Origin of the sequence: Litorivita sp. NS0012-18, from assembly GCF_040371945.1 — a bacterium.
Classification (GTDB): Bacteria; Pseudomonadota; Alphaproteobacteria; order Rhodobacterales; family Rhodobacteraceae; genus Litorivita.
Window position 1 is genome coordinate 658,968 of record NZ_BAABWS010000002.1, and the last position, 17,669, is coordinate 676,636.

Consider the following 17,669-nt stretch of genomic DNA (forward strand, 5'->3'; position numbering starts at 1 on the left):
CGGCCCCGCGCGGCCTAGCCGTTGACCGCTTGACTGAAGGCACTGCGAAAGAGCGTGCTCAGCTCGGACAAAGGCGCCTCGGAGGCCCCGAACTTCACGCTCTCGCCGCCGAATTTACCAACGGTTTCAAGCGGGACATCCGCCGCAGAGGCGGCCAGCATCAGCGCTTCGGCCTGATCGAAGTTGCAGGCGATCAGGTAACGCGCTTGGTCCTCGCCAAAGAGCGCAGCCGTGTCGCCCGTGTCGATCTGCACCCCGACGCCCGCCTTTTCCGCCATCTCGAAAGCCGCCAAGGCAAGGCCGCCGTCGGAGATGTCGGTGCAGGCTTTGATCATCGCATGGTTGGCGCGGATGAAGTCGCCGTTGCGCTTTTCTGCGGCCAGATCCACATGTGGCGCATCGCCGTCCTTGCGGTTGAACACTTCGGCCAAAAGCGCTGATTGGCCCAGATGTGTGCCGCTTCCGCCGACGAGCAAGGCCACATGGCCGTCGCGGGCCTCGCCCAAGATCGCCTCGTCCTCATGGGCCACGATCCCCACCGCGCCGATGGTCGGCGTGGGCAAAATGCCCGATCCGTCGGTTTCATTATAAAGCGACACGTTGCCCGACACGATGGGCATATCAAGCGCCGCAACCGCTTCGCCGATGCCTTTGATCGCAAAGACGAATTGCCCCATGATCTCGGGCTTTTCGGGATTGCCGAAATTGAGGTTGTCCGTCGTGGCCAAGGGTTTTGTCCCCACGGCGCTGAGGTTGCGGAAGGCTTCGGCCACGGCCTGTTTGCCACCCTCGAAAGGGTTGGCCTTGACGTAGCGCGGCGTCACATCCGAGGTGAAGGCCAGCAATTTATCGGTGCCATGCACGCGGATCATCCCCGCGCCAATACCGGGCGTTTGGGCGGTGTCGGCCATGACCATCGTGTCATATTGCTCGTAAACCCATTCTTTGGACGCGTAATTGGGCGAGGAAATCAGCCCGCGCAGCCCGTCAATCGCATCGATCTGCGGCACATCGGCCAAGGCCTCGGGCGCGGTCGGCTCATTGTAGGGGCGGTCATATTCGGGCGCATTGCCCGACAGCGCCTTGAGCGGCAGATCGGCCATGCAGGTGTTGTGATGCATGATCAAGAAACGGTCTTCGGCGATGGTCTCACCGACGATGGCGAAATCGAGGTCCCATTTGTCGAATACCGCCTTGGCCTCGGCCTCTTTTTCGGGGCGCAGCACCATGAGCATGCGCTCTTGGCTCTCCGAGAGCATCATCTCGTAGGCGGTCATGTTTTCTTCGCGGCAGGGGACTTTTTCAAGGTCGAGCCGCACGCCCAGATTGCCCTTGTCGCCCATTTCCACCGCCGAGCAGGTCAGACCCGCCGCGCCCATATCTTGGATCGAGATCACCGCGCCGGTTTGCATCAGCTCCAGCGTCGCTTCCATCAGGCGCTTTTCGGTGAACGGATCGCCGACCTGCACCGTGGGGCGTTTTTCCTCGATGGTATCGTCGAACTCCGCCGAGGCCATGGTCGCGCCGCCGACGCCGTCGCGGCCGGTTTTCGCGCCCAAATAGACGACAGGCATGCCGACGCCCGAGGCCGCCGAATAGAAAATGCTGTCGGTCTCGGCGATGCCTGCGGCAAAGGCGTTCACAAGGCAGTTGCCGTTATAGGCCGGATCAAAGCGCACTTCGCCGCCCACGGTCGGCACGCCGAAACAATTGCCATAGCCGCCGACGCCTTCGACCACACCATTGACCAACTGGCGGGTTTTGGGGTGCGAGGTCTCGCCGAAGCTGAGCGAGTTCATCGCTGCGACAGGACGCGCGCCCATGGTGAAGACATCGCGCAAAATCCCGCCCACGCCGGTCGCCGCGCCTTGGTAGGGTTCGATATAGGAGGGGTGGTTGTGGCTTTCCATTTTGAACACCACGCATTGGCCGTCGCCGATGTCGACAATGCCCGCGTTCTCGCCAGGACCGCAGATGACCTGCGGGCCTTCGGTGGGCAGGGTGCGCAGCCATTTTTTCGAGGACTTATAGGAGCAATGCTCGTTCCACATGGCCGAGAAAATCCCCAGCTCGGTAAAACTCGGCTCGCGGCCAATGATCTCGAGGATGAGCGCATATTCATCGGGGCTAAGCCCGTGGGATGCGATCAGGTCTTCGGTGATGCTTGGCTCTTGCATTGGCGTCTGGTCCCTTTGATGAGGCAGCGCAGCGCAGCAGATCCGCGCGCGCGTGGCATTGTGGCGTCTCTTTATGCGATCAAAGCCAAAGGGGGAAGAGGGTAGGCGCAGGCGGACCTGCGCAAAGCTCGGGTCGCCAAAAGGCAGGCACAAACATGGCGCCAAAAAAAAGGCCGAGCATAAGCTCGGCCGTAGTCCAACAGGGAGGTTGATGGTGACAATCATCACCGTCGAGTAGCGATTTAGGGTCGGCGCGCTTGCCAATCAAGGATCAAAATGCCGCAGGTGCAGCATGGCCGCTATGCGCTCCGCGCATAGCTTTGATGCAATAATGCGTAACCTATTGATCTCTTAGCCGTTTCCGGTAGGCGATGATCTCGTCCTGAACAAAATCACGGAAGGCGGCAATGCGCTTGGATTGGCGCAATTCTTCGGGGTAGGCGAGGAAAACCGGCACTTCGCCTGATTCGACCTCCGGCATCACGCGCACCAGATCGGGAAAATCTTGGGTCAAATAGTCGGGCAAGACCCCGACGCCAAGATTGCTCAGCACCCCTTGCAAGACGCCGAAATAGTTGTTCACGGTCAAAAGCGAGGGGATGTCGTGGCTCATGATCTCTTGGACCAGCGTCGCCCCAGCGCCGACCTGTGTCGAGGTCGGGTTTTGGCAAATCAGCCGGTGGTCGGCGAAATCGCCCAAGTGTTGGGGCGTCCCGCGCGCATCCAGATAGCTGCGCGAGGCATAGAGGCACATGCGCACGCTCATCAGCCGTTTGCGGATCAAATCGGCCTGCGACGGCTCCTTCATCCGGATCGCCACATCGGCCTCGCGCATCGGCAGGTCCAAAACCCGCTCTTCGAGCATCAGGTCGATTTTGAGGTCGGGGTATTTTTCATAGAGCGCCGAAAGACGCGGCGCGAGCCACAGCGAGCCGAAACCCGTCGTCGTGGTCACGCGCAATTCGCCGAAAACCTCTTCTTCGCTGTCGCGGATGCGCGCCGTGGCCGTGTCGAGCCGTTTGACCATCGCGCGGGTCGCATCGAACAACAATTCGCCCTGTTCGGTGAGAATCAGCCCGCGTGCGTGGCGATGGAAAAGCGTCGCGTTCAGTTGCTCTTCGAGGGCGCGCACCTGACGGCTGACCGCCGATTGCGACAGGTGCAAGGTATCTCCGGCGTGGGTCAAGCTGCCCGCATCCGCAACTGCGTGAAATATTCTAAGCTTATCCCAATCCATCGACGCAACCTTTGCTCTTACTTTAACCGTATATACGAAACTTCGTTTAAGGTGGGCTTTAAGCGCGGCTGCCGACCCATTGCAACGTAAAAAGTCTGTATTTTTCTCTTGATAGGTCAAATATTGTGACCCAATATCGCGCTATAGTCTATTTACGCCGAGCGGGCGGGCAATCGGGCAGGACATGCCGGAAATCTGTGCACCTGCTGCCCTGCGTAAGAGTCGCGATTGCCAGACCTTGGAGGAGGAGGGGCGCCGCGACGTGATCGCCATATCCAGCCGAGGGAGACGCGCCATGGGTAAGCAAACGGTATCGTTGAAAGATAAGTTTGATCTGGAGAAAAGCCCCGTTCTTTTGAATGGCACGCAGGCTTTGGTGCGCTTGATGCTCATGCAAAAAGCCCGTGATCGGGCGGCGGGGCATAACACCGCCGGATATGTCACCGGCTATCGCGGATCGCCTCTTGGCGCGGTGGATATGCAAATGGCGCGCGCGGGCAAGGAACTGGCCGCCTCCGATATCTTGTTCGAAGAAGGTCTGAACGAGGATCTGGCCGCCACGGCCCTTTGGGGGGCGCAGCAGGCCGAGCTTCGCGGCGAGGGCAAATTCGACGGGGTCTTTGGCCTTTGGTATGGCAAAGGGCCGGGGGTAGACCGGTCGGGCGATGTGATGCGCCATGCGAATATGGCCGGCACCAGCGCCTTGGGCGGTGTGTTGATGGCCATGGGCGATGATCATACCGGCGAAAGCTCGACGGTTCTGCACCAATCCGAATTCGCGCTGATGGACGCCTATGTGCCCATCGTCAGCCCCGCTGGCGTGCAAGAAATCCTTGACTACGGCATCTATGGCTGGGCGCTGAGCCGCTATAGCGGGCTGTGGGTCGGGCTCAAGACGATGAAAGACACGGTCGAGGCCACCTCGGTGGTCGACGGCGATCCAAACCGGATGCAGCTCATTACGCCTACGCATTTCAAACTCCCCGAAGGCGGGTTGGGCATCCGGCTTGTCGACAGCCCCACGGCGCAAGAGGCGCGGCTTATCGACTATAAACGCCACGCCGCCGAGGCCTTTGCCCATGCCAACAAAATCGACAAACGCGTTTGGGGCAAGGAGGGGGCAAAGATCGGCCTTGTTGCGGCGGGCAAGAACTGGCTCGACCTGATGCATGCGCTGTCCTTGCTCGGGATCGACGCGGCCGAGGCCGAACGCCTCGGGATGACCACCTATAAGGTCGGGCAGGTCTGGCCCTTGGATATGCGCGGGTTTCACGATTGGGCCGAAGGGCTTGATCTGATCATCGTGGTCGAGGAAAAGCGCAAGCTGATCGAAGTGCAGGTCAAAGAGGCGATTTTCGACGACCGGCGCGGGCGCCGCGTCTATGGATGGCGCAAGGGCGCGCGCCACGACGAGGTGCTCTTTCCCGTCCAAGGCGCGCTCGATCCGATCCATATCGCCGAGAAGCTTGGCGAGATTTTCATCGAAGAAGGCCGCGACACGGGTAGCATCAAAGCCGGACTGGCGCAGATCGCCGAGGCAAAACGCGCCGATAACGCCCCCGAACTGGCGGCGCGCTTGCCGTATTTTTGCTCCGGCTGCCCGCATAATTTATCGACCAAAGTGCCCGAGGGCAGCCGCGCCTATGCGGGCATCGGCTGTCACTATATGGTGCAATGGATGGACCGCGGCACCTTGGGCAGCACCCATATGGGCGCCGAGGGCGCGAACTGGATCGGTGAGGCGCCGTTTTCGAGCACCCGCCATGTGTTCCAAAATATGGGCGACGGCACCTATAACCATTCGGGGGTGCAAGCGATCCGCGCCGCTTTGGCGGCAGGCACAAATATCACCTATAAAATCTTGTTCAATGACGCCGTCGCCATGACTGGCGGGCAGGCCAACGAAGGCGGGCTGAGTGCCGACCGCATCGCGCGCGAATTGGTGGCGATGGGGGTAAAACATGTGGCCTTGGTCTATGATGAAAAGGAAGACGTAAACCTCGATCTTTTCCCGCGCGAGGTCTCGCGCCATGAGCGCGCCGATCTGGACGAGGTGCAGCGCCAGATGCGCGAACATGAGGGCGTTTCGGCCATCGTCTATGTGCAAACCTGCGCCGCCGAAAAACGCCGCCGCCGCAAACGCGGCACCTTCCCCGACCCCGACAAACGCGTGTTCATCAACACCGATGTTTGCGAGGGCTGCGGCGATTGCGGGGTGCAATCCAATTGCGTCTCCATCGTGCCGGTCGAAACAGAACTCGGCCGCAAGCGCGCGATTGATCAAAGCTCGTGCAACAAGGATTTCTCTTGCGTCAAAGGCTTTTGCCCCAGCTTCGTGACCCTTGAGGGCGCAAGCCCGCGCAAGGGCGGGCAGGGCGCAGCAGGCAAAGGCGCGGCCAAGGCGTTGGAACTTCCGGTCCTGCCCGAACCGACATTGCCCGCCATCAACGGCACCCATAACGTCGTGATCACCGGCGTTGGCGGCACCGGCGTTGTCACCATCGGCGCGGTTCTGGCCCAAGCGGCGCAGATCGAGGGCAAAGGCGCAGGTATGATGGAAATGGCCGGCCTCGCGCAAAAGGGCGGCGCGGTGCATATCCATTGCCGTATCGCCAATACGCCCGCCGATATCAGCGCCATTCGCGTCGCCACCGGCGAATGTGATGCGTTGATCGGTGGCGATCTGGTCGTCTCGGCAGGCAGCAAAACCCTTGGCCTCACGGCGATGGGGCGCACCGGCGCGGTGGTCAACAATCACCAGATCATCACCGGCGATTTCACCCGCAACACCGAATTCAAGCTCCCCGCCGAGCAGCTTGAACTGGCGCTGAGCGCGCGGATGAAAGAGGGGGTGTCGCTGTTTGATGCGTCAGAGCTGGCCCGTGCGGCTTTGGGCGACAGCATCTTTTCCAACATGATCATCTTTGGCGCCGCATGGCAAAGAGGCCTGATCCCGCTGGACAAATCCTCGATTGCCGAGGCCATCACCCTCAACGGCGCCGCGGTCGAGAAAAACCTGCGCGCCTTCGAGATCGGCCGCTGGGCGATTGTCCAGCCCGCCGAGGCCCGCGCCCTCATGCAGCCAAAAGTCGCGCAATTGCCGAAAACCTTGGACGAGCGGATCGAATTTCGCCGCAAGCATCTGATCCAATACCAAGGGCGCGGATTGGCCAAACGCTACCGCAAACTGGTCGATGCCGCCCCTGCCGATCTGCGCGAGGCGGTGGCAATGGGATATCATAAGCTCTTGTCCTACAAGGATGAATACGAGGTCGCGCGGCTATTGCTGGACACCCGCAAGAAGGCCGAGGCGCAATTCGAGGGCGATTTCCAAATGACCTACCACCTCGCCCCGCCGATCCTCGCCAAAGAGGGCAAGGATGGCCGCCCGCAAAAACGCTCTTTCGGCGCGTGGATGCGCCGCCCCTTGTGGATTTTGGCGCGAATGAAACACCTGCGCGGCACGCCGCTTGATCTCTTTGGCCGCACCGAAGAGCGCAAAATGGAGCGCGCGTTGATCGCGCAATATGAGGCGGATATGGGCGCGCTTTTCCAAACCTATAGCGCGCAGGCGAAGGCGCCTGCGGTGGCCTTGGCCGAGCTGCCTTTGCAAATCCGCGGCTTCGGTCCGGTGAAACAGGCCAATGAAGCCAAAGCGGCCAAGCGGCGCGAGGAGCTTTTGGCGTCCATCCGTGCGGGCGGGGCGCATCAGGCCAAAGCCGCCGAGTAATGCAGCGCTAAGGGCGGGGAAGGGGGCGCAAATTCTCCTTCCCATAGGCCGCGCGCATCCCTAAAACCGCGCCATGAGCCGCCACATCGCCCGCGATATTTCCTATGCCCATAGCGCCGCCACACGCGGCGGGCGGGCGGTTATCCGAACGATGGAAGCCGCCTCTGGGCGCTTTGGCCTGATCCGCCGTGCGGCGGGATATGAGCGGGACGTGGCAAATGGGGCTTGTTTTTGGCAGGTGATGAAGCAGCGCTATGGCGTCAGCCTCGACATTGTCGGCGGCAGTGCGCAGAACCTGCCGCAAACCGGCCCGCTGATCACCGTCTCCAACCACCCCTACGGTATTTTGGACGGGTTGATGCTGGGCCATCTTCTGGCCACGCGCCGTAGCGGGGATTTTCGTATTCTGGCCAATTCGGTGTTTCGCAAGGCCGAGGACCTCGACCGCGTGATCTTGCCCATCAGCTTTGACGAGACCCGCGAGGGGTTGGCGCAAAACATCGCCACGCGGGCCGAGGCGCTGCGTTATCTGGGGCAGGGCGGCGCGATTGGCATCTTTCCCGGCGGGACGGTTTCGACCGCCGCGCGGCCCTTTGGCGTGCCGATGGACCCGCTCTGGCGCGGCTTTACCGCCAAGATGATCGCCAAATCAGACGCCGCCGTGGTGCCGGTGTTTTTTGCCGGCCATACCTCGCGCCTGTTCCAGATTGCCAGCCACCTGCACCCGTCCTTGCGCATGGGGCTTTTGATCCGCGAATTTCGCCGCCGGATCGACGGGCCGGTGCAAATCGTGATCGGAAAACCTCTGGCGCGCGACGAATTGGCGGCGCGGCGCTCGGATGGCAAAGCAATGATGGATTTCCTGCGCAAATCGACTTATGAGCTATCGCCAGAGCCGCTTGAACATTTCGAGTATGGCTATGAGTTCGAAGCGAAACATCGCGCGCCGAAAGTTTAGCCGGCGCAAGCAGATAGGCAGGCACAAGAGCAATGGCAGTCGGCGTTTTTGACAGTGGTTTGGGCGGTTTGACCGTTCTGGATGCGGCGGCCAAACGGTTGCCGGACGTGCCGTTTGTGTATTTTGGCGACAATGCCCATGCGCCCTACGGCGTGCGCACCTCCGACGATATCTACAACCTGACCACCGCAGCCGTCGAACGCATGTGGGACGCGGGCTGTGATCTGGTTATCCTTGCGTGCAATACGGCCAGCGCCGCCGCCCTGCGCCGGATGCAAGAAAGCTGGATTCCCGCCGATAAACGGGTCTTGGGCGTCTTTGTCCCGCTGATCGAGGCTTTGACCGAACGCAAATGGGGCGACAATTCCCCGCCGCGCGAGGTTGCGGTCAAACATGTGGCGCTTTTTGCCACCCCCGCCACCGTGGCCAGCCGCGCCTTTCAACGCGAACTGGCCTTTCGCGCCATTGGCGTCGATGTCGAGGCCCAAGCCTGCGGCGGTTTGGTCGATGCGATCGAGGATGGCGATATGATCCTTGCCGAGGCCTTGGTGCGCAGCCATGTGGACGCGCTCAAACGCAAGATGCCGGACCCGCAGGCCGCGATCCTCGGCTGCACCCACTACCCGTTGATGCAAGAGGCCTTCCAAGAGGCGCTCGGTGCGGATGTGACGGTTTATTCACAGGCCGACCTTGTTGCGCAAAGCCTTGCGGATTATCTGCAAAGGCATCCCAAGATGATCGGCGAGGGGCGCGACGAGATGTTTTTGACCACTGGCGATCCGCGCAAGGTCTCGACCCAAGCGACACAGATCTTGCGACGAAAAGTCGAATTTCAAAACGCCTGATCCTATGTGATACTTCCCGCGATGCGGCACATGCCCCGCGGCCCATAATGAAAGAGGTCCAATGACCCATAAAATCGCCATACTGGGCGCTTCCGGTTACACGGGCGCCGAACTTGTCCGGCTCATCGCCACGCATCCGTCGATGGAGGTGGCCGCCTTGGCCGCCAATTCCAAAGCGGGGCAGAAAATGTCGGATGTCTACCCGCATCTGCGCCATTTGAACCTGCCCGATCTGGTCACCATCGAAGAGATCGATTTTTCCGCGATTGATCTGTGCTTTTGCGCCTTGCCGCATAAAACCTCGCAAGAGGTGATCCGCGAATTGCCCGCCAGCTTGAAAATCGTCGATCTGTCGGCGGATTTCCGGCTGCGCGATCCGGCGGCCTACAAGAAATGGTATGGCAACGATCATGCCGCGGTCGAGATGCAAAAAGAGGCGGTTTACGGCCTGACCGAATTTTACCGTGAAGAGATCAAAACCGCGCGTCTGGTGGCGGGCACCGGATGCAATGCGGCGACGGGGCAATTCATCTTGCGCCCGCTGATTGGCGCCGGTGTGATCGATCTGGACGAGATTATCCTCGACCTCAAGGTCGGCGCATCGGGCGCCGGACGTGCGGCCAAGGAATTGCTGCTCACCGCCGAGATGACCGAAAATGTCACCGCCTATTCGATAGGCGGCACGCACCGGCATCTGGGCGAGTTTGACCAAGAGTTTTCCTTGATCGCGGGCCGCCCTGTCGAGGTGCAATTTACCCCGCATCTCATCCCCGCCAGCCGCGGCATCCTTGCCACCGCCTATGTCAAATGCGACGCGCAGGCGGTGCATGATGCCTTGGCCGCCGCCTATGCGGATGAGCCGTTCATCCATGTTCTGCCGATGGGGCAGGCACCTGCGATGAAGGATGTGCGGGCGACGAACCTGTGCCACATTGGCGTGGTCAAAGACCGCCGTTCGGGCCGCGCCATTGTGGTCGGCACGCTCGACAACCTGTGCAAAGGCTCGTCGGGCCAAGCGGTGCAAAATGCCAATTTGATGCTGGGCGAGGACGAGACCACAGGCTTGATGCTTGCCCCTGTCTACCCCTAATTCGGACCGGAGGACGAGGCGATGAAATCGTTGAAAAAACAACGGCGCGTGCAGGTGTTGTTGATCACGGCGGTGGCCTTGATCTTGGCGACCGGCCTGATCGGATATGCGATGCGCGACGGGATCAATTTCTTTCGTTCGCCCTCGCAAGTCATCGCCGAGCCGCCCCAGCCCAAAGAGGTGTTCCGCATCGGAGGGCTGGTCGAAGAGGGCAGCCTTGAGCGCGGCCAAGGCGAGGTGATCCGCTTTCGCGTGACCGATGGCGGGGCCAGCGTTCCGGTGACCTACCGCGGCGTGCTGCCCGATCTTTTTGCCGAAAGCCAAGGCATGATCGGCACCGGAAGCTACATTAACGGAACCTTTGAAGCCACTGAAATTCTTGCCAAACATGATGAGGATTACATGCCCAAAGAGGTCGTCGATGCGCTCAAGGAACAAGGCGTCTATCAAGAGGCGGGCGGCAGCTAGATCGCGGCTCTAACCCTTTCGAAACCCTTCGGACGCGCGGCCTGATGGCGGCGCGTTAACCATTTGAGCGCAGCCTTTGTGTCTGATTTTCCAGACACGAAAGGCACGCAAGATGGCCACTGTCGAGCAGATTGCAAAAGAGATCGTCGCCCGCGAAGGCGGCTTTGTGAATGATCCCGATGATCCGGGTGGGGCGACGAAATACGGCGTTACCATCCATACGATGCGGCGGCTGGGATTGGATTTGACCGGCGACGGCATGGTGTCGGTGGCCGATGTGCGCGCCATGACGCGGCCCCGCGCCGAGCAGATTTTTGTCGATCACTACTTTCACCGCCCCCGCATTGACGCCCTGCCCAAAGCGCTGCAGGCCAGCGTTTTTGATATGTATGTGAACGCGGGCAGCAATGCGGTGAAAATTTTGCAAAATCTGCTGCGGCAGATGGGACAGGACGTCACCGTGGACGGCGTGATCGGGCCGCAAACCCTGCGCGCGGCGGCGCGCGCGCAGGCCAAGGCACCCGCGCATCTGGCCGACGCTTATGGCATTGCACGGCGCAACTATTATTTCCGCCTCGCCGATCAACGCGCCGCCAGCCGCAAATATGTGGTCACGCGCGCTGGGGGCAAGGGCGGCTGGATCCGCCGCGCCGAAGAGTTCATCTCGCCGCGCTACCACCTTTCAACAGCAGAATTTCAGGAGCGCGTAGCAACATGGGGCTGATGGGGCGTATTTTTGACGGGCTGTTTGGCGGCGGGCGCAATATCATCCGCGAAACTGCCGAGGTTTTCACCGAGAACCGCGAGGCTTCGGCCATGCGCGAGGCCGAACTGCAAGGTGCGGTGCTCCAACAATTCGGTGCGGAATTCGCAGGGCCCCGCCAAAGCCGCTTTGACCGCTTCATGGATGCGCTCAACCGTTTGCCGCGCCCGATGCTGGCGCTTGGCACTTTGGGGCTGTTTGTGTCGGCCATGGTCGATCCGATCTGGTTTGCCAGCCGGATGCAGGGCGTGGCCTTGGTGCCAGAGCCGCTTTGGTGGCTGTTGGGGGCGATTGTCTCTTTCTACTTCGGTGCGCGCCATCAAGTGAAAGGCCAAGAGTTTCAACGCTCTATCGCGGCGAGCATGGCGATGGCGCCGGTTGCGATGCACAATATTGCCCTGCTGGATGCCATGTCCGGCGAGGCCTCCGAGACCCGCCCCGGCGCGGGGGATACGGGCGTGGATGCGGCTTTGACGGCGGCCGCGACGCGCCCCGAGAAAAACGCCGCCCTTGACGATTGGCGCAGCCGCGCCGAGACCCGCTAATTTGCGCCCTTGCAAGGGCATCGCGCAGGTGCAAGCCCGCGACAATGTGATACGTCGCAATCAGCGAATGTGATTGGCGCGCGGGCGGCTGGCACCGTATAAGCAGGCCATGATTACAGAATTTGGCCACTACGCTCTCATCCTTGCTTTCGTCACCTCGCTGTTCGGGGCCACCGTGCCCTTGATCGGGGCGCATTACCGTTGGCGCGGGTGGATGGCGATGGGCGAACCGGCCGCGATGGCGCAGTTTTTGCTGACGTTCGGGGCCTTTGCGGCGCTGACCCATGCCTTTGTGACCTCCGATTTCAGCCTGCGCCTTGTGGTGCTCAATTCGCATTCGGCCAAGCCGCTTTTGTATAAATTCAGCGGCGTTTGGGGGAATCACGAAGGCTCGATGCTGTTGTGGGTGCTCATCGTGACGGCCTTTGGCGCGGCGGCGGCGATGTTCGGGGGCAACCTGCCGCCCAGCCTGCGCGCCCGCGTTCTGGCGGTGCAAAGCATGATCGCAGCGGCGTTTTTCGCCTTTTCGCTCTTCACCTCCAACCCGTTCTTGCGGCTCGTGACCCCGCCCTTTGACGGACAAGACCTCAACCCGCTGCTCCAAGATCCGGGCCTCGCCTTTCATCCCCCCTTCCTCTACCTCGGCTATGTGGGGCTTTCGATGACCTTCTCCTTTGCCGTCGCCGCGCTCATCGAAGGGCGCGTTGATGCGGCTTGGGGGCGGTGGGTGCGGCCTTGGACCTTGGCGGCTTGGATGTTCTTGACCGTCGGCATCGGGCTTGGCTCTTGGTGGGCTTATTACGAGCTTGGCTGGGGCGGATTTTGGTTTTGGGATCCGGTCGAAAACGCCTCCTTCATGCCATGGCTCATCGCGGCGGCCCTGCTGCATTCGGCCATCGTGGTGGAAAAGCGCGAAAGCCTCAAAAGCTGGACCATTCTGCTTGCCATTATCGCCTTTGGCTTTTCGTTGATCGGGGCCTTTATCACCCGCTCTGGGGTGATCACCTCGGTCCATGCCTTTGCCTCCGACCCCGAACGCGGGGTGTTCTTGCTGATCATTCTGGCGGTGTTCATGGGCGGGGCCTTGACGCTTTTCGCCTTTCGCGCGGGCGCGATGGAGGCCAAGGGCGTCTTTTCCATGGTCAGCCGCGAAAGCGCGCTTTTGCTCAACAACATCCTTTTGGGCGTCTCGGCCTTTGTGGTCTTTATCGGAACGATCTGGCCGCTGGTGTCCGAGCTGTTCTTTGACCGCAAACTCTCGGTCGGCGCGCCGTTTTTCGACACATCCTTCACGCCCTTCATGGTGGTTTTGGGGCTGATTTTGCCGATCGGGGCGATGCTGCCGTGGAAACGCGCCAAAATAGGCAAAGCCATGCGCAGCCTGCGCGGGGCTTTCGTTCTGGCGCTGGCGGTCGGGGCATTGGCCTTTGCCTTGCAAACGGGGCGGTCGGCCTTGGGGCCGGTCGGGTTGTTTCTTGGCGCTTGGCTGGTGTCGGGCGCGGCGGTGGATCTTTTCTCGCGCACGGGGCGCGGCGGTTTTGGCGCGCGGCTGCGCCGGATGCTGCGCTTGCCGCGTGCCGATTGGGGGAAATCCGTGGCCCATGCGGGGCTTGGGGTGGTGATCACCGGCATCGCGGGGCTGACCGCATGGGAGGCCGAGGATATCCGCGTGGTGCAAACCGGCGAGCCTTTCTCGATTGCGGGCTATGATCTGGTGCTCAATGGCGTGCAAAGCGTGCAGGGGCCGAATTACCGCTCGACCATGGGCGATTTCACCTTGTCGAAAAACGGCCGTGTGATTTCGACGCTGCATCCCGAAAAACGCATCTATCCGGTCGCCAAAATGCCAACCACCGAGGCGGCGATTGATGGCGGGTTCTGGCGCGATGTCTATGTGGTCATCGGCGATCCGCAAGAGGGCGGGGGCTGGGCGGTGCGCAGCTACTACAAACCTTTGGCCAACTGGATTTGGGGCGGCACGATCTTGATGGCCTTTGGCGGCGGGCTGAGCCTGTCGGACCGCCGGTTCCGCGTGGCCGCAGGGGCGCGCAAAACAGGGCGCGGCCCGCAACACGGGGTGGCTGCCGAATGAAACGCTTGATGCGCGCCGTGATCCTCGCTTCCCTTCCGCTCATGGCTATGGCGCCGGTGGCGATGGCGGTAGAGCCTGACGAGATCCTCGCCGATCCGGCGCTGGAGGCGCGCGCGCGGCAGATTTCCAAAGGGCTGCGCTGCCTTGTGTGCCGCAACGAGAGCATCGACGACAGCCATGCGGAATTGGCCCGTGATCTGCGCCTTTTGGTGCGCGAGCGGCTCGTCGCGGGCGACAGCGACGCGCAGGCGGTGGACTTTATCGTCGGCCGCTACGGCGAATATGTGCTGCTCAACCCGACGGGCAAGGGCAGCAACCTGCTCTTGTGGCAGGCGGGGCCGCTGATGCTTTTGCTCGCGCTTGGGCTGGGGGGGCTCTATTTGCGCGCCCGCTCCAAAGCGCCGCAGGGCACTGACGCGGGGCTTTCGGCGGATGAGGATGCGCGGCTGCGCCAGATTATGGACGAGTGACGCCTCGTTGCTCTTTCCTTGGCCGCGCCGATGATGTTGGATAGCGCTAACCTGTTAGGGAGGCTTATCCATGCAATTTGAAACGCTAAAATACGAAGTGACGGACGGCGTGGCGGTGATCCGCTTTGACCGCGCCGAGAAAATGAATGCCCTGACCACGCAGATGCGCGCCGAGGTGGCCGCAGCCGTGACCATGGGCGGCAAAGAGGCGCGGGCGGTGGTGATCACAGGCTCGGGGCGGGCGTTTTGCTCGGGGCAGGACCTGTCGGACACCGGCAATGTCGCCGAGATCGACCTAGAGCGCACATTGCGCGACGAATATATGCCGATGCTCAAAGCCATCACCGATTGCCCCGTGCCCACAATCGCCGCCGTGAACGGCGCGGCCGCAGGGGCAGGGGCCAATCTTGCGCTGGCGGCGGATGTGGTGATCGCGACGCAAAGCGCCTACTTCCTACAGGCCTTCACGCGGATCGGCCTGATCCCCGATGCGGGCGGCACCTATTGGTTGCCGCGTTCGATGGGCATGGCCAAAGCCATGGGCGCGGCGCTTTTTGCCGAACCGATCAGCGCCCAACAAGCCTCGGACTGGGGCATGATTTGGGAGGCGGTCGATGACACCTCCTTCGAGGCCCATTGGATGAAACGCGCGGCGCAACTGGCGGCGGGTCCGACCCTTGCCTATGCCCATGTCAAAGCCTCGATCCGCGGCGGATGGGACAATACGCTGGATGCACAATTGGCCGATGAGGGCCGCCGCCAAGGCGAATGCGGCGCCTCGCGCGACTTTAAAGAGGGGGTTGTGGCCTTCCTTGAAAAACGCCCCGCGAAATACGAAGGGCGTTGATTTGCGCCAAATGCCGTAACGAAAATCGCCGCCCCGAGAGGGGCGGCGTGATCATTTGAAAAGGTCTTGGTTGAAAATTTGGGTAAGGCGCTTCTAGGCGCTAAACAGGATTGTGTTGATCGTATTGACCTGCTCAAGCGAGGTCAGATTGGTCAACTGCGCAGCGACCTGACCATCGGCCAATACCTCGACCGTGCCGGCGGTGCTCAACGCGTAGGTGATCACAGGCTCGGTGCCATCGGTGTAGTAAATCACGAGCATATCTTGCAAAATCGAAAAATCGGTGATGATCGGGGCGGCATTGTCGCCCAGTTCGCCATCGGCGCCCAGCACGGTAAACGTATCGACGCCAGTGCCGCCCGTGACCGTATCGTTATAGCCGATGATCGCCAAATCGTCGCCGTCGCCAAGGTACACCTCGTCGCCCTCAATATCGCCTTCGGCATAGCTCCAGCCATCGGTGCTGAGGATCGCGGGGTTCGTGCGGTCGCTCACGAGGTCGATGTTGGATGCCATGCCGCTGGCGATCACCACATCGTTGTCTGCGCCGCTTTTGATGATATCGGCGCCTTGGATATCAACGATCAGATCTTCGCCTGCGCCGCCACGCAAGGAGTCGTCCCCCTCGCCGCCATAGACCGTGTCATCACCGTCTTGGCCGAAAACGGTGTCCTGGCCGACGCCTGCATCGATCAAATCATCGCCCGCAAGCGCGACGATCTCGCTGCTTTCCGGCCCGTCGGACAAGATGTCATCGCCATCCGTGCCTTTGAGTTTGTACAGGAGTTGCGGCTCGGACCCATAGGAGCGGACCAACATGATATCTTGCTCCGAGATCTCATCAACACTGTTCAGATTGGACAGATGCGCCGCGATATGGGTGTCGACAATCACATTCACGCCTCCACCTTCCACAGGTTCAAAGCTGACCCGAGGGGCGATCTCGTTGGTGTAGTGGATCATCAACCTATCGTTTCCGGGGGCAAAATCGGTGATCTCGGGGGCATCATGGCCAGCGTGGTCTTGTAAGGCGCCAAGAACCGAGAAGGTGTCAGCACCTTCGCCGCCGGTCACTGTGTCGTCAAACCCGACCTCGGCCCCGTCATTGCCTCTTCCCAGATATATCTCGTCGCCGTCATAATCGCCTTCGGAAAAATCCCAATCCTCGTCGGTCTCGAGCAAATTGGAGGGCATGCCGCTCGCGACGACCCAATCATTGCCCGCCCCTGCGTTCAATGTATCGGCTCCCACGAGGTCGACCAGAATATCGTCGCCATCACCGCCGCGCAGGGAATCGTCACCGGCTTCGCCAAGAACCCAATCGTCTCCCTCGCGCCCGTAGAGCGTGTCATTTCCCGCCGCGCCAAGGAGGATGTCATCGCCGCCCTTGCCGTTGATTTCGTCGTCGCCATCGGTCCCGACGAGCACATCATCCCCCTCGGAGGGGGTGATCGATTGGGCCGTTTTGGCATCATCGTCGTCATCCCCACCAAAAACGCCAAAGGCCGACAAAAGCGCGCCTGTGAGCAAAAGCGGGATCAAGGTCATTGCAAGCATCGATAATCGTCTCTCGTTACAAGGCGCCCAGCAGAGGGGGGCGGGCTAGGGGCGCTCGCCCACGGTGGCGAAGACCACGCTGCTGGCCTCCAACGTCGCCGCATCCACGCCCTGCAAGAGCGCGACAACCGCATCATCGACACGCACTTCGGCGGCATCATCCGGTCCTGGAGTGAAGGTGACGGTGCCCGCGGAGCCATAGACCACGAGGTAATCCTCGACGGCGTCGAAATCGGTCACGGTGACTTCGCCGGCATCCTCGCCGCGCAAGAAGACCCCGATCTGATCCGCGCCCGCGCCGCCGGTGACCGTGTCACCCGCGCCCGCCACAACCGCATCATCGCCGCGGCCCAATTTGATTTCGTCGCCCTCATCAGCGTCGGGATCATCGCTAAAGGTCTCACCGGCAAAGAGCGCGGTGGTCAGTTCGGCGAATGTCGCATCATCATCGGCGAGATAGGCCTCGACGTCGCTGTCGTCAAAACCGTCGGCCATGGCCGCGGCATAAACGGTGTCATTGCCCGCGCCCGCCACGATCGTGTCGCTGCCCTCGACGTCATAAATGTAATCATCGCCATGGCCGCCGCGCGACAGGTCGTCGCCCGCGCCGCCGATGATCGTATCATTGCCATCATCGGCGAAGACGCTGTCGCTGCCCTCAAGGGTCCAAACCTCGTCATCGCCGGCCTTGGCAAGCACCTCGTCATCGGCTTCGGAGCCGACAAGCGTGTCATCGCCGTCTGTGCCGGTGATGGTGTCCTCGTCCTCGGCGGTCTCCTCGTCATCATCATCGAAGACGCCAAAGGCGTAGAGCAGACCTGCGGTAAGAAGCCACGGACCAAGATAGATCAAAGCAAGCATGAGATACGCCACCGAATAGTGTTAATATT

At 61.2% G+C, this 17,669-nt stretch carries 14 protein-coding genes; 10 read left to right on the top strand and 4 right to left on the bottom strand.

Going from position 1 to position 17,669, the window contains the following annotated elements; translation table 11 throughout:
- Window positions 1-14: 14 nt before the first annotated feature.
- Together purL and ABWV64_RS12830 are read right to left on the bottom strand one after the other, a co-directional pair.
- Complete coding sequence (purL, locus tag ABWV64_RS12825) at window positions 15-2,177, bottom strand: phosphoribosylformylglycinamidine synthase subunit PurL (protein ID WP_353345819.1); 2,163 nt, start codon at window positions 2,175-2,177, stop codon at window positions 15-17.
- 340 nt (window positions 2,178-2,517) lie between these two features.
- Window positions 2,518-3,414 carry a LysR family transcriptional regulator gene (locus tag ABWV64_RS12830; protein ID WP_353345821.1) on the bottom strand — a complete coding sequence of 299 codons (897 nt, stop codon included), beginning with the start codon at window positions 3,412-3,414 and terminating at the stop codon, window positions 2,518-2,520.
- A 295-nt stretch (window positions 3,415-3,709) separates the two neighbouring features.
- On the opposite strand from ABWV64_RS12830, the gene ABWV64_RS12835 reads away from it, so the two are divergent.
- From ABWV64_RS12835 to ABWV64_RS12880, 10 genes are all read left to right on the top strand, one after another.
- A complete protein-coding gene (locus tag ABWV64_RS12835) occupies window positions 3,710-7,144 on the top strand; it encodes an indolepyruvate ferredoxin oxidoreductase family protein (RefSeq protein ID WP_353345823.1) in 3,435 nt (1,144 codons plus the stop codon).
- 73 nt (window positions 7,145-7,217) lie between these two features.
- Window positions 7,218-8,102 carry a lysophospholipid acyltransferase family protein gene (locus ABWV64_RS12840; protein WP_353345825.1) on the top strand — a complete coding sequence of 295 codons (885 nt, stop codon included), beginning with the start codon at window positions 7,218-7,220 and terminating at the stop codon, window positions 8,100-8,102.
- Between the two features lie 32 nt (window positions 8,103-8,134).
- Entirely contained in the window at window positions 8,135-8,947 is an 813-nt protein-coding gene (murI, locus tag ABWV64_RS12845; RefSeq protein WP_353345827.1) for a glutamate racemase, read from the top strand.
- Between the two features lie 61 nt (window positions 8,948-9,008).
- Window positions 9,009-10,037, top strand: a complete 1,029-nt coding sequence (argC, locus tag ABWV64_RS12850) for an N-acetyl-gamma-glutamyl-phosphate reductase (protein ID WP_353345829.1) — start codon at window positions 9,009-9,011, stop codon at window positions 10,035-10,037.
- 21 nt (window positions 10,038-10,058) lie between these two features.
- Window positions 10,059-10,505 (top strand): cytochrome c maturation protein CcmE, encoded by a 447-nt coding sequence (ccmE, locus tag ABWV64_RS12855; RefSeq protein ID WP_353345831.1) that lies wholly within the window; start codon window positions 10,059-10,061, stop codon window positions 10,503-10,505.
- 112 nt (window positions 10,506-10,617) lie between these two features.
- Window positions 10,618-11,229 (top strand): holin-associated N-acetylmuramidase, encoded by a 612-nt coding sequence (locus ABWV64_RS12860; protein ID WP_353345833.1) that lies wholly within the window; start codon window positions 10,618-10,620, stop codon window positions 11,227-11,229.
- Entirely contained in the window at window positions 11,220-11,813 is a 594-nt protein-coding gene (locus ABWV64_RS12865; RefSeq protein WP_353345835.1) for a holin family protein, read from the top strand. Before ABWV64_RS12860 ends, ABWV64_RS12865 begins: the two co-directional genes overlap by 10 nt.
- A 109-nt stretch (window positions 11,814-11,922) precedes the next feature.
- Window positions 11,923-13,905 carry a heme lyase CcmF/NrfE family subunit gene (locus tag ABWV64_RS12870; protein ID WP_353345836.1) on the top strand — a complete coding sequence of 661 codons (1,983 nt, stop codon included), beginning with the start codon at window positions 11,923-11,925 and terminating at the stop codon, window positions 13,903-13,905.
- Complete coding sequence (locus tag ABWV64_RS12875) at window positions 13,902-14,375, top strand: cytochrome c-type biogenesis protein (protein WP_353345837.1); 474 nt, start codon at window positions 13,902-13,904, stop codon at window positions 14,373-14,375. The genes ABWV64_RS12870 and ABWV64_RS12875 overlap by 4 nt, the downstream gene beginning before the upstream one ends.
- A 70-nt stretch (window positions 14,376-14,445) precedes the next feature.
- Window positions 14,446-15,222 (top strand): enoyl-CoA hydratase-related protein, encoded by a 777-nt coding sequence (locus tag ABWV64_RS12880; RefSeq protein ID WP_353345838.1) that lies wholly within the window; start codon window positions 14,446-14,448, stop codon window positions 15,220-15,222.
- Between the two features lie 93 nt (window positions 15,223-15,315).
- On the opposite strand, the gene ABWV64_RS12885 is transcribed toward ABWV64_RS12880, so the two are convergent.
- Both ABWV64_RS12885 and ABWV64_RS12890 read right to left on the bottom strand, forming a co-directional pair.
- The gene (locus ABWV64_RS12885; RefSeq protein WP_353345839.1) at window positions 15,316-16,779 is read right to left on the bottom strand and encodes a calcium-binding protein; all 1,464 of its coding nucleotides are present in this window, start codon (window positions 16,777-16,779) and stop codon (window positions 15,316-15,318) included.
- A 45-nt stretch (window positions 16,780-16,824) separates the two neighbouring features.
- The gene (locus tag ABWV64_RS12890; RefSeq protein ID WP_353345841.1) at window positions 16,825-17,640 is read right to left on the bottom strand and encodes a calcium-binding protein; all 816 of its coding nucleotides are present in this window, start codon (window positions 17,638-17,640) and stop codon (window positions 16,825-16,827) included.
- Between the last annotated feature and the right edge of the window lie 29 nt (window positions 17,641-17,669).

Excerpts from the sequence above, each read along its gene's own strand:
- ABWV64_RS12865 (WP_353345835.1), top strand. The coding sequence starts at position 11,220 with ATGGGGCTGATGGGGCGTATTTTTGACGGGCTGTTTGGCGGCGGGCGC.
- ABWV64_RS12840 (WP_353345825.1), top strand. The coding sequence starts at position 7,218 with ATGAGCCGCCACATCGCCCGCGATATTTCCTATGCCCATAGCGCCGCC.
- ABWV64_RS12835 (WP_353345823.1), top strand. The coding sequence starts at position 3,710 with ATGGGTAAGCAAACGGTATCGTTGAAAGATAAGTTTGATCTGGAGAAA.
- purL (WP_353345819.1), bottom strand. The coding sequence starts at position 2,177 with ATGCAAGAGCCAAGCATCACCGAAGACCTGATCGCATCCCACGGGCTT.
- ABWV64_RS12880 (WP_353345838.1), top strand. The coding sequence starts at position 14,446 with ATGCAATTTGAAACGCTAAAATACGAAGTGACGGACGGCGTGGCGGTG.
- ABWV64_RS12875 (WP_353345837.1), top strand. The coding sequence starts at position 13,902 with ATGAAACGCTTGATGCGCGCCGTGATCCTCGCTTCCCTTCCGCTCATG.
- ABWV64_RS12890 (WP_353345841.1), bottom strand. The coding sequence starts at position 17,640 with ATGCTTGCTTTGATCTATCTTGGTCCGTGGCTTCTTACCGCAGGTCTG.
- argC (WP_353345829.1), top strand. The coding sequence starts at position 9,009 with ATGACCCATAAAATCGCCATACTGGGCGCTTCCGGTTACACGGGCGCC.
- ABWV64_RS12870 (WP_353345836.1), top strand. The coding sequence starts at position 11,923 with ATGATTACAGAATTTGGCCACTACGCTCTCATCCTTGCTTTCGTCACC.
- ccmE (WP_353345831.1), top strand. The coding sequence starts at position 10,059 with ATGAAATCGTTGAAAAAACAACGGCGCGTGCAGGTGTTGTTGATCACG.
- ABWV64_RS12830 (WP_353345821.1), bottom strand. The coding sequence starts at position 3,414 with ATGGATTGGGATAAGCTTAGAATATTTCACGCAGTTGCGGATGCGGGC.
- ABWV64_RS12885 (WP_353345839.1), bottom strand. The coding sequence starts at position 16,779 with ATGCTTGCAATGACCTTGATCCCGCTTTTGCTCACAGGCGCGCTTTTG.
- murI (WP_353345827.1), top strand. The coding sequence starts at position 8,135 with ATGGCAGTCGGCGTTTTTGACAGTGGTTTGGGCGGTTTGACCGTTCTG.
- ABWV64_RS12860 (WP_353345833.1), top strand. The coding sequence starts at position 10,618 with ATGGCCACTGTCGAGCAGATTGCAAAAGAGATCGTCGCCCGCGAAGGC.